Source organism: Lamprocystis purpurea DSM 4197, from assembly GCF_000379525.1.
GTDB classification, from domain to species: Bacteria; Pseudomonadota; Gammaproteobacteria; order Chromatiales; family Chromatiaceae; genus Thiodictyon; species Thiodictyon purpureum.
Genome location: NZ_KB902490.1, coordinates 26377 through 38121, shown reverse-complemented (window position 1 = coordinate 38121; position 11745 = coordinate 26377). Strand labels below are relative to the sequence as shown.

General features: G+C 64.2%; 11 protein-coding genes. All 11 read left to right on the top strand.

Features of this window, described 5'->3' with window-relative positions:
* Positions 1 to 134: 134 nt before the first annotated feature.
* The 11 genes from ccoN (at position 135) to xrtH (ending at position 11742) form a co-directional block, all read left to right on the top strand.
* On the top strand, positions 135 to 1568 hold the full coding sequence (ccoN, locus tag A39O_RS0111485; RefSeq protein WP_020504801.1) for a cytochrome-c oxidase, cbb3-type subunit I: 1434 nt from the start codon (positions 135 to 137) through the stop codon (positions 1566 to 1568).
* A 24-nt stretch (positions 1569 to 1592) separates the two neighbouring features.
* Entirely contained in the window at positions 1593 to 2339 is a 747-nt protein-coding gene (gene ccoO / locus A39O_RS0111480) for a cytochrome-c oxidase, cbb3-type subunit II (RefSeq protein WP_020504800.1), read from the top strand.
* Positions 2332 to 2547, top strand: coding sequence for a cbb3-type cytochrome c oxidase subunit 3 (locus tag A39O_RS0111475; protein ID WP_020504799.1), 216 nt, complete (start codon positions 2332 to 2334; stop codon positions 2545 to 2547). Before ccoO ends, A39O_RS0111475 begins: the two co-directional genes overlap by 8 nt.
* Positions 2534 to 3448, top strand: a complete 915-nt coding sequence (ccoP, locus tag A39O_RS0111470; RefSeq protein ID WP_020504798.1) for a cytochrome-c oxidase, cbb3-type subunit III — start codon at positions 2534 to 2536, stop codon at positions 3446 to 3448. The genes A39O_RS0111475 and ccoP overlap by 14 nt, the downstream gene beginning before the upstream one ends.
* Before the next feature lie 81 nt (positions 3449 to 3529).
* Positions 3530 to 3685, top strand: a complete 156-nt coding sequence (locus tag A39O_RS40690; protein WP_157640001.1) for a hypothetical protein — start codon at positions 3530 to 3532, stop codon at positions 3683 to 3685.
* A gap of 228 nt (positions 3686 to 3913) precedes the next feature.
* Complete coding sequence (gene ccoG / locus A39O_RS0111460) at positions 3914 to 5341, top strand: cytochrome c oxidase accessory protein CcoG (RefSeq protein WP_020504796.1); 1428 nt, start codon at positions 3914 to 3916, stop codon at positions 5339 to 5341.
* Positions 5342 to 5474: 133 nt separating this feature from the next.
* The gene (locus A39O_RS0111455) at positions 5475 to 6002 is read left to right on the top strand and encodes a FixH family protein (RefSeq protein WP_020504795.1); all 528 of its coding nucleotides are present in this window, start codon (positions 5475 to 5477) and stop codon (positions 6000 to 6002) included.
* A 70-nt stretch (positions 6003 to 6072) separates the two neighbouring features.
* Positions 6073 to 8574: a heavy metal translocating P-type ATPase gene (locus A39O_RS0111450; protein WP_020504794.1), complete on the top strand. Its 2502-nt coding sequence runs from the start codon at positions 6073 to 6075 to the stop codon at positions 8572 to 8574.
* A gap of 102 nt (positions 8575 to 8676) precedes the next feature.
* The gene (ccoS, locus tag A39O_RS33135; RefSeq protein WP_020504793.1) at positions 8677 to 8928 is read left to right on the top strand and encodes a cbb3-type cytochrome oxidase assembly protein CcoS; all 252 of its coding nucleotides are present in this window, start codon (positions 8677 to 8679) and stop codon (positions 8926 to 8928) included.
* A gap of 28 nt (positions 8929 to 8956) precedes the next feature.
* Positions 8957 to 11164, top strand: a complete 2208-nt coding sequence (locus A39O_RS0111440) for a GNAT family N-acetyltransferase (protein WP_020504792.1) — start codon at positions 8957 to 8959, stop codon at positions 11162 to 11164.
* An 80-nt stretch (positions 11165 to 11244) separates the two neighbouring features.
* Positions 11245 to 11742: an exosortase H gene (xrtH, locus tag A39O_RS0111435; protein WP_020504791.1), complete on the top strand. Its 498-nt coding sequence runs from the start codon at positions 11245 to 11247 to the stop codon at positions 11740 to 11742.
* Positions 11743 to 11745: the final 3 nt, after the last annotated feature.

Sequence of the window (11745 nt, the reverse complement as noted above, 5' to 3'; positions counted from 1 at the left end):
CGTGTCGTGGTTGACTTTCCGGGTCTAATCCAGTCTGATTGCCGAGGTTACGCCTGGGGATTGAGGCGCACAGAAGTTAGGCTGGATGGCCTGGTGTCCTTCTTCGCTTTTCTTAAAGAATCCCTGGAGGGTTTATGGAATCCGGATTGGAGCAGAAGTACAACTTCGATGTTGTACGCTGGTTCACCATCATGGCAGCCGTCTACCTGGTGGTCGGTGCCTCGGTCGGTGTCTATATCGCCTCGGAGCTGGCGTGGCCGTTCCTCAATTTCGACAGTCCCTACATCTCGTTCGGACGGTTGCGTCCGGTCCATACCAACGCGGTCATCTTCGCCTTCGGCGGCTGTACGTTGATGGCGACCGCTTTTTACACCGTGCAGCGCACGTGCGGTGTGCGCCTGTGGAGCGACAAGCTCGCCTGGTTCGTCTTCTGGGGATGGAACACCGTGATCCTGCTCGCGGTCATCACCCTCCCGCTGGGTCTCACCGAGTCCAAGGAGTACGCCGAACTCGAATGGCCGATCGATATCCTGATCGCCGTCGTCTGGCTCTCGTTCACTTTCAATTTCATCATGACCATCGCGGTACGCAAGACCTCGCACATTTATGTGTCGAACTGGTTCTTCCTCGGCATGATGGTGATGATCGTCTATCTGCACGTGGTCAACAGTCTGGCCATCCCGGTCGGGTTGTTCAAATCCTATTCGCTGTTCTCCGGTGTTCAGGACGCCATGATCCAGTGGTGGTGGGGTCATAACGCCGTCGGCTTTTACCTGACGGCCGGCTTCCTCGGCATCATGTATTACTTCGTGCCGAAGCAGGCCGGCCGCCCGATCTACTCTTACCGACTCTCGGTCATCCATTTCTGGGCCTTGATGTTCGGCTATGTCTGGCTGGGCGCCCATCACCTCCAGTACACCGCCCTGCCTGACTGGACCGGTTCACTCGGAGCGGCGGTCTCGATCGCCATGATCATCCCCTCCTGGGGTGGTGCGGTGAACGGGATGATGACCCTGTCCGGCGCCTGGGACAGGCTGCGCACCGACTATGTCCTGCGCTTCCTGATCATGGCCCTGGCCTTCTATGCCATGTCCACGTTCGAAGGCCCGGTCATGGCACTCAAGACGGTCAACGCACTGTCGCATTACACCGATTGGACCATCGGCCACGTTCACTCCGGCGCGCTCGGCTGGGTGGCCGGTATCTCCATCGGCGCCATCTACCACCTGATGCCGCGCCTGTTCCACACCGAGATGTTCTCCGAGCGGTTGGTCAACTTCCATTTCTGGACCGCGACCATCGGCACCGTGGTCTATATCGTCGCCATGTGGGTGTCCGGCATCATGCAGGGGCTGATGTGGCGCGCCTATGACGAGTACGGCACGCTGGCCTACACCTTCGTCGAATCGGTGGATGCCATGCACCCCTACTACGCGATGCGGGCAATCGGCGGCGCCATTTTCCTGACCGGTGCGATCGTGATGTTGTTCAACGTGTTGATGACCGTGCGCAAGTCGGCCGTTGACGGCAGTCTGGTGCGGGCGCGCACCGTTCCGGTCCCGGCCTGATCAACCTACTGGAGTTTTAGAGATATGGCTGATCGCAAAGTCAAAGCGAAGAGCTTTCAGGAATGGATGGAGATCAACATCTGGGGTCTCCTGTTCTTTCTCGGGATGGCCCTGGCCGTCGGTGGTCTGGTCGAGATCGTGCCGCTGTTCTTCATGAAAAACACCATGGAGCATAATAAGTTCCCGGAGATCGTCTGGGACAAGGCGGGGGTCGAGCCGATCGTGGCCGTGGATGAGGCGGGTAAGCAGGTGTGGAACTGGCAACCGGGTGATGGTGTCCGTCCCTACACCGCACTGGAGTTGGCCGGCCGCGACATCTATCAGCGCGAGGGCTGTTACCTCTGTCATTCGCAGATGGTGCGACCGTTCCGTGATGAGAAAGAGCGTTACGGTCATTACTCGCTGGCCTCCGAGTCGATGTTCGATCACCCGATGCAATGGGGTTCCAAGCGCACCGGCCCGGATATCGCGCGGGTGGGCGGGAAGTACTCGGACGACTGGCACCGCCAGCATTTGCGCCGGCCGCAGAACCTGGTGCCGGAGTCCGTGATGCCTGCCTATCCCTGGCTGGATGAAACCTATGTCAACGGCAAGCGGATGCGCAGGCATATGAGCGGCCTGCGACTCATCGGCGTTCCCTATGCGGAAGCCGACATCGAGCAGGCGCCGGAGGTGGTCAAAGGGAAGACTGAGATGGATGCGTTGGTCACCTATCTCCAGGTGTTGGGCACCATGGCCAAGCTGGACGAGGCGAAGGCCTACCGTGAATAGCATCAGCGAGTATTTTCATACCGACTGGCAGGCGATGACGACCAACGACTGGATCGGCACGATCCTGACCGTCGTCATCTTCCTGCTCATGGTGGTGGCCTACTTCCAGGTATTCCGTCCCAAGAACCGGGAGCGGCTCGAAGCGCGCAAATACATCCCGTTCGAAGAGGACAACGCGTTCAGCGGAGACAAAGATGGCGGAAAATAACCCTTTCCCCGGCGAGAACAACACGGGGCACGTCTGGGACGACAACCTGCGGGAGTTGAAGAATCCGCCGCCGCGGTGGTGGATGCTGGCGTTCTGGGCCTCCGTCGCCTTCTGGGTCGGCTATGCGATTCTCTATCCGATGTGGCCGATCGGCCAGGAGCCAACCCAGGGCGTGCTCGGCTGGAGCCAGATGAAGGAGTACGCGGAGGGGGTGGAGCAGATCACCGCCAAGCGCGCCCAGTTCGAAGAAAAGCTGGCAGGCATGACGGCCGACCAGATCATCGCTGACCCCGGGCTCAAGGAGTACACCCTGGCTTCCGCCAAGGTGCTGTTCGGCGATAACTGCCGTGCCTGTCATGGCAGCGGCGGGGCGGGTAATCCAGGCTACCCGGTCCTGGCGGATGACGACTGGCTGTACGGCGGCACCACGGGCAAGATCCAGGAATCCATCGCGGCCGGGCGTAAGGGAGTGATGACGGCACACGAGAAGGTCCTCTCCCCCGTCGAGGTGGACACGCTGGCGAACTGGGCCGTGCAGATGAACGATACGGCCGGAGCCGGTGGGAGTCCGGAGGGTTGGGCATTGTTCAAGAGCAAGGGCTGCACCGCCTGCCATGGCGAGAAAGCGAACGGACACGTGGTCGACCTGCCGAACGGTGACTTTGTTTCGGTTGGTGCAGCCAATCTCGCGGACGGGATTTGGCGCTTCGAGCCGGGCGGTTTCGAGAGTGCCAAACACACCATTCTCTACGGGGTCAATCAGACCAATGTTCCGGGTACGCGCGATGCCGTGATGCCGGTCTGGGGGCCGGACCCGACGCGTGGTGGAGTGGCGAAGTTGGGGCCTGAGGAAATCAAGAAGCTCGTCGTCTATGTCCACGAGTTCGGCGGCGGCCAATAGGCCGCGCGAGGGACGCAAACGACTCCGGCGGGCGGCAGTTGCGCCGTCCGCCGGCACTGCGGCGCGAAGAGGGGAGCTGTCATGAATGTTGTTACCAACCTGATGAATTGGGATCCGGTCGCCTGGCTGTCCATCCTGATGGTCGTCATGGCCGTCGTCATCATCACCTTTCTGGCCTTTAAGGTCGCGGCACTCATCAAGCATGACGCCGAGGCCCATAAGCAACAGAAGCCCTAGCGCCGCTGCGGCGCGATACCCGATCCCAAGGGGGGCCGATGTTCCCCTTTTTCTGTCTGGGGTCTTCTCCGGATCAAGGGTATATCATTGCGAATAGACATAGGCTGAAGGTTGCCGGGACGCTACGATGATCCGCCCCCGCCCGCGGAAGTTCAGTTGTTCGTCCCCGCCGTGGAGAGACCCGGCACGTATTCGGCATCGGTCGGGTTCAGGAGTTGTTCCGTGAGTATGAGTGACACACGTCAGCATCAGGCCGCTGTCGACGCGCTTTACGACGAGGCCGAGCACTGGCACGTCAATACCGGCGGCGAGACCATCCATGCCAAGCGCATCCGTGGACGCTGGCGCACCATCAAGTGGATGACGGCTAGCGTCTGGCTGATCTTCTTCCTGGGTCCCTATTTGCGTTGGGACGGCCGCCAGGCGGTTTTGTTCGATATCCCCAACCGCCAGTATCACCTCTTCGGGGTGACCATCCTGCCCCAGGATTTCTGGATGCTGTCGCTCCTGCTGCTGTTCTTCGCGATCTTGCTGGCGGTGGTGACGGCTCTGGTCGGGCGTGTCTGGTGCGGCTTCTTCTGCTTTCAGACAGTGTGGACCGACATCTTCACCTGGATCGAGGAGTGGCTGGAGGGAACGCCGCCCCAGCGGCGCAAGCTCGATCAGGCGCCTTTAAGTCGCGCGAAGGTGCGCATCAAGCTGACCAAGCATCTGTTGTGGATCCTGATCGGCTTTTTCACCGGCTTCAGCTTTGTGGCCTGGTTCAGTGATGCCCCTGCGCTGTGGGGCGCGTTTTTCCTCGGGCAGGCGAACAGCGCGGTCTATATCTCAGTCACGCTGTTCACTGTCGGTACCTACATTCTGGCCGGCTACCTGCGCGAACAGACCTGTTTCTGGCTCTGTCCTTACGCCCGCATTCAAGGGGTCATGCTCGACAAGACGACCATCGTCCCCACCTATGACGAGCGCCGCGGTGAACCGCGCGGCAGGGTCAAGAAGGGCGAAACGGAGGCCTCGCGCACCAACGGCGACTGTGTCGACTGCAAACAGTGTGTCGCGGTTTGCCCCACCGGCATCGATATCCGTCAGGGGCAGCAGGAGGGATGCATCACCTGCGCCCTGTGCATCGACGCCTGCGACGAGGTGATGGAGAAAGTGGGCCGGCCGCGCGGTCTCATCCGGTACGCCTCGCTGGACGAATTCGCCGGACAGGCTCCCAAGGCATTGCTGAAGCGCCCGCGCGTCTGGGTCTATGCGACCATCCTGGTCGTCGCCCTGTCCGGCATCTTCTACGGCATGTCCTCGCTGGATGCGATCGACCTGAAGGTGCTGCATGAGCGTGCCCCGCTATTCGTGACCTTGAGTGACGGCTCGATCCAGAACAAATACACACTCAAGATGTTAAATAAGATGCCGGAGGAACTTGCGGTGCGGATCAGTGTCTCTGGCCCGGAGGGGTTGAAATTGATCGGGGCCGAGGCGCCGGTGGTCATTCACGCCGGCGGGGTGACGCCCGCGATGGTCTTCGTCAAGGTGCCGAAGCGCCATCTGAAAAAGGCGCAGGAACCGATCCGCTTCCGGGTGGAGGCGACGCGGCCTGACGGTCTGGTGGTCGAGTCAGAGCGTACCAGCGTCTTTGTCGGCCCGGACCGCTGATCCAGCCGGTCACCGCTAAAGCGTTCGCACCTGATATCCAGACAGACCTTCGTGTAGGGGCGGGTTTAAAACCCGCCCCTACGTCCGGTTATCACGTCCGAAAGCGATATCAGTCGTCAGGAGATTAAAGTCGATGCAGTCATCCGTAACGGCCAACAGTTCCAATTCACCCTGGCGCAATCCGTGGGTCCTTGGCTGGATCGGCCTGATCGTTGTGGTGTTGGGGGTCAATCTGACCATGGTCTATTTGGCCGTCTCGACCAATCCGGGCCTGGTCAGTGACGATTTTTACAATCGCGGGCAGCACTACGAACAGACGCTGGTCTCCCGCCTGGCGAAAGATCCAGGCTGGACCATGCACACGGACCTTCCCGACGATCTCCGGCCGGGGGAGCCCGCGACCATCCGGGTCGTTTTGGTGGACAAGGTCGGTCAGCCGGTGACGCCCGATCAGGTCACCTTCTTCGCCTACCGGCCCTCGGACAAGTCGCGTGATTTCTCGGTGCCGATGGTTGCCGAGGCGCCGGGACGCTACGCGGCCCAGGTCGTGTTTCCGCTGTTCGGCGCCTGGGACGGCCTGGTGGCCGTGCGTCAGGGCGAGGATGAGTTCACCACCGGCGACGCGATCATCGTGACCCGTCCCGATCGTCCCGGACATTAGGACGACATCGTTTCGGCACGCGGTTGGGGGTGATGCGGTGTCCGATCCGGCTTCGGACACGGCAGCCGGGATGGCGCTCCAGTCGCCTGACCGCGAGTCTCCCAGCGGTTGCTTCCACTGCGGCTTACCGCTGAATCCGGGGACGGATGCACAGGCCGTCATCCGCGGCCATGAGCGGATGTTTTGCTGCACCGGCTGCAAGGCGGTCTGTGAGGCGATTCATGCTGCCGGACTTGAAGGCTTCTATCGCCGCACGACCGCGGGTGAGCCGCTGGGTCCACCGCCGGAGTTGCCGCGGGATTTGGCGCTCTACGATCTGGACGCGGTGCAGGAGGAGTTTGTCGACACCGCCCGCGCGGATCGGGAGATCAATCTGCTGGTGGAAGGGATCCACTGCGCCGCCTGTGTCTGGCTGATCGAGAACGGGCTCAAGACGCTGCCGGGGGTGGAGGAGGCGCGGGTCAATCTGACCGGGCGGCGGCTGCGCGTGCGCTGGGACAACGGGCGCATCCAGCTCTCGCGTATTCTGGGACGACTGGGCGCGATCGGCTATGCCGCGCTGCCCTTCGATCCGGAGTCGGCCGAGGGTGCCCTGCGGCGGGCGGGGCGTAACCTGCTCTATCGTTTGGCCTGGGCCGGGTTCGCGATGATGAACCTGCTGTGGATCTCCATCGCGCTCTACAGCGGCGCGGACCAAGGGGAGTTTCGCGGGCTCTTTCACTGGATCGGTCTGCTGCTTGCCACGCCCACGCTCCTCTACTCGGGCTATCCCTTTTACCAAGGCGCCTGGAAGGGACTGCGCTCCGGGCATCTCAGTATGGACCTGCCGATCGCCGTCGGGGCCACGATCACCTGGAGCTATTCGTTTTACGTGACGGTCAGCGGCACCCGCACGGGCGAGGTCTACTGGGACACGGTGGTCAATTTTCTGTTCGTGATCCTGGTCGGGCGTTTTCTGGAGGGGCTGTCCAAGCGCGAGGCGGTGGCCTCGACCCAGCGGCTGCTCGACCTCCAGCCCAAGGTGGCGACCGTGCTGCGCGACGGGAGCGAATCCGTGGTCCCGCTGCGTTCGATCGTCCGCGGGGAACTGGTGCTGGTGCGGCCCGGCGAGCGGGTGCCGGTGGACGGGGAGGTCACGGACGGCACCAGCGAGGTCGACGAGTCCATGCTGACCGGGGAGTCCCGGCCGGTGCCCAAAGCGGCGGGTGCCGCGGTGTCCGCCGGCACCATCAATCGCGCCGGGGTCTTGCGGGTGCGCGCCACGGCGACGCTGCGCGACACCGCCTTGGGGCGCATCATCCGTCTGGTGGAGGACGCCCAGTCGAGCCGCGCGCCCATTCAGCGCCTGGCCGACCGCATCGTGCCCTGGTTCGTCGCGCTCACCCTGGGGCTCGGCGCCCTGACCTTCATCATCTGGTTGGGTGCGGGCATCGAGATCGCCCTCATGGCCGGGACCTCGGTGTTGATCATCACCTGTCCCTGCGCCTTCGGCATGGCGACCCCGATGGCGGTGGCCGTGGCCTCCGGTCTGGGCGCCGCACGCGGCATCCTGGTCAAGAACGGCGCCGTGCTGGAGCGTTTGTCGGACATCGACCACTTTGTTTTCGACAAGACCGGCACCCTGACGTTGGGGCGGCCCGAGGTGACCGGGTGGCGGGTTGGTTCCGGCCCGTGGCGGCGGCTGGACGCGGATGGACTGGATCTCGGCGCGGCGCAGCGGTCGCTGCTGCGGCAGGTCGGCGCCCTGGAGCGGCTCTCCGAGCATCCGGCGGCGGCGGCGGTGCTGGATCTGTGCGCGCGTGCCGGCATCGGGCTGGAGGGGATACACTGCGCTGCGGTCGAGGTGGTGCCCGGTCAGGGGATCCGCGGCCTGGTCGATGGCGCCTTGGTGGCGGTTGGAACGGCCGAGTGGATTGAACGTCAGGGTCTGACGGCGCCCCCGGCCGACGGCGCCGCGGCGGACCTTGACTGGCCGGTGGACGCCGGTTTGATTCACTGTGCGGTCGCTGGTCTGGGAGCCCTGGTCCTGGCCACCGAGGATCGACTGCGGCCGGGGGCGGCCGAGGTCGTCGGGCGGATGCGGGCCCAGGGTATTCGGGTGACCCTGCTCACCGGTGACCGACTGGCCGTCGCCCGGCGGATCGCTGCCGCATTGGGCGATGTCGAGGTCATCGCCGAGGTCCTGCCGGCGGACAAGGACCGGGTGATCGCGGATTTACAGGCCGCTGGACAGCGGGTCGCCATGGTCGGCGACGGGGTCAACGACGCGCCGGCCCTGGTGCGCGCTGACGTCGGCATCGCCATGGGCAGCGGGACCGATGTCTCGATCGCCGGCGCGGATATTGTGCTCATGTCCGACGCCCTGGAGCGGGTGCTCGAAGCCGCCGAGTTGTCCCGCCGGACGTTACGGACCATCCGGCAGAATATTGCCATCTCGATCGCGTATAACCTGATCATGGTGCCGCTGGCGATGGCCGCTGTCATCACGCCCCTGATCGCCGCGATCTCCATGCCGATCAGCTCACTGGCGGTGATCGGCAACTCGGCGCGGATTCGCGGTATGTTCAATTAAACCGCGCCCGGCGCGGTATGCGATGTTATTGGATGAGATCGGCCTCGGCAGACGCGACGATTGCCGGAGCCGGCGCGGTTTAACGTTTTAATAGGATAGCGAATGGACGTCATCTACGGTTTGATTCCCGGAATGCTCGTGCTCGGGCTGGTGGCGGTCGCCGTGCTGTTCTGGGCGGCCCGTAACGGTCAGTTCGACGACTTGGAAGGCGACGGCCGGCGCATTCTCATGGATGAGGACGAGGTCGACCCGCGCCGCTTCCCGGACGCCGATCCGGACTCGATGCCGCCTACGCCTCGCATGGGAGAGGCGCCCGATACCCGCGCAGAACACTCAGTGAAGGTGAAGTCATAACCCTTTGGTGGTCTCCCTGGCTGCCCGAATGCTGGTCGAGGCCCGGACGCTGCGCCATCGGTTGACCCTGGTGCTCAGTGGCGATCCGGACTGGACGGCCGCCGCGGCGCGCTCCGTGGTCGCGGCGGCTGGGTGTGGTGACCGCCAGGTGTTCCGGCTCTCCGATCGTCCGCTCGACCCAGGCGTGCGTCCGCTGGCAGCGGGCGCGCGTCTGCAGGGCAGTGAGTGTGAGCTACTGGTGTATGACGCCTGGTCCGGATTCGATCCGGACGGGTTCGGTGCCGTCACCGGAACCCTGCGCGGGGGCGGTCTCTTGGTGCTCCTGACCCCGCCGTTTGACGACTGGTCATGTCTGCCTGACCCCCAGGCGGCGCGCATCGCGCCTTGGCCGGTGGGTGCCGACGCGCCGCAAGGACGCTTCATCGCCCGTTTCATCCGGGTACTGCGGCGCCAGTCCGGCGTGGTGATCCGCGCGCAGAGGGACGGCGCTGCCGGTTCAGTCACTGACCTGCCGTTGCCATTCGTCAACGGCACGGCGACCGGTGCATCCTGGCCGGACGTCGATCCCGCCGCTGCGGCGACCCCTGACCAGCAGCACGCCATCACGGTGATCCTGCGGCACGCGCGCGGCCGTCCCCGCCGACCGCTGGTCCTCACCGCGCACCGCGGGCGCGGGAAGAGCGCGGCCCTGGGGCTCGCTGCCGCCCGCTTGCTCGCTCCGGAGACCGCGACCGCCGCGGCGCGGCCCTACCGTATCCTGGTGACTGCCCCCAACCGCGCATCTTGCGATGCCTTGTTTCACCACGCGGCCCTGGCCTGGCCGGGGTCGCGACCGGACGGCAGTGGGCTGCGCGCGGGTGACCGGGCCATCGTCTTCATGGCGCCCGATGCCTGCCGAGAGGCGCAGCCGGACGCGGATCTCCTGCTGGTGGATGAAGCTGCCGGCATCCCCGCCCCGCTGCTGACCGCGTTGCTGGAACAGTATCCACGCGTGGTCTTCGCGACCACGGTTCACGGGTATGAGGGGACCGGCCGCGGTTTCGACCTGCGCTTTCGCGAGACCCTGGACCGCTTGACTCCCCAATGGCGGGGCCTGACCCTGGAGCAACCGATTCGCTGGGCTGCCGACGACCCCTTGGAGTCGCTGGTGTTTCGCGCCCTGTTGCTGGATGCCGCCGCTGCCGGCGACGCCGATCTGGAGTCGATCGACCCCGCCGCCTGGCAACCCGAGCGTCTGAATCGCGACGCCCTGACGATGGATGACGGCCTGCTCGGGCAGGTCTTCGGGCTCCTGGTCCTTGCGCATTACCAGACCCGGCCGCTCGATCTGCGGTTGTTGCTCGACGGGCCCGGAGTGCGCGTCCTGGTGCTGCGCCATCAGGGGCTGGTCGCGGGGACCCTGATCGCGGTGGCCGAAGGGGGCATGACCGATCCGGATCTGCTTCAGGCGGTTTATGACGGCCGTCGGCGACCGCGGGGTCACCTGCTGCCGCAGACACTCTCCGCGCACGCCGGTCTCCTGGATGCGCCGCGGCTGCGTTACCTGCGGGTGGTCCGCATCGCCGTGCACCCGGCGCTGGCGCGTCGCGGCCTGGGCCGCCGACTGCTGCGCGGGCTCTATCGTGCGGCGCGCCTGGAGGGGATCGATCTCTTGGGTACGAGCTTTGGGGCTACCCCGGGCCTGATTGGTTTCTGGTCCGCCGGCGGCTACCATCCGGTGCAAATCGGCTTGAGCCGTAATGCCGCGAGCGGCGAGCACGCGGTGGTCATGCTGCGCCGCGTCAGCCGCCAAGGCGCGTCCTTCCTTGGCGCGGCCGGGCGGCGGCTGGAAGCGCGGCTTCCGGTGCTGCTGCCGGGTCCGTTACGTCGGCTCGACTCCGCCGTGGCAGCGTCATTGATTGCTGTATCTTGGGGTTCGATTGCCGGCGTGCCGGACAGTGCGGATCTGATGGAGCTGCGGTCGTTCACCCATGGATTCCGCACGCTGGAGGCTGCCTTGCCCGTGCTCGCCACGGCGACCCGCCAGCGGCTCGGCGTTGCGCTGCGCTCCGGTCAGGTCAGCTTCAAGGAGGCCGCCCTGCTGGTCGCTGTGGTCTTCCAACTGCGGCCGGCAGGCGAGTTGGTGGCGTTGTTTCAGGCGGGTGGCCGTGCGGCGCTGATCCAGATCCTGCGGGAGATTGTCGGCCGCTTGCTTGACGAGCGGGACTCGGCGGATGGCTTTGATCGTGCTCCCTGATGGGTGGATCAAGGGCAAACAGTCCCACTGCGGTTCTTTTCCGCCAATCGCCTTATCCGCCTAGCCGTGAGAGAAATCCTATGGTGCGTTATGTCCTTGTCTTCCTGTCGCTCGTTGGCTTTCTGTTTGCCATCGAACTCCTGCCGATCGGGCAAACGGGATTCGTACTGCCGTTCACCTCGGCCATCGCATGGATCAGCGCCGGCTTGATGCAGCTTTTTGATGATCAAGTCCAGGCCCAAGGAAAACTGATCTGGGACCATGGCACGGGATTCGCCGTCTCGATCGAAGCCGGATGCAATGGCGTGGAGGCCGGTATCATTCTGGTCGCGGCGATCCTCGCTTTTCCTTCTCGCTGGCGCGAAAAGCTCATCGGCATCGTCGTCGGCCTGGCGACCATCCAGGCTTTGAACCTGCTTCGCATCATCAGTCTTTTCTATATCGGCCAATGGAACAGAACGTTTTTTGAATGGGCGCACCTGTATGTCTGGCAGACGCTCATTATGTTGGATGTGCTGATCGTCTTCCTGTTGTGGCTGCGCTGGCAATCCACCCATGGGCCTACCCCAAATCGGTAACCA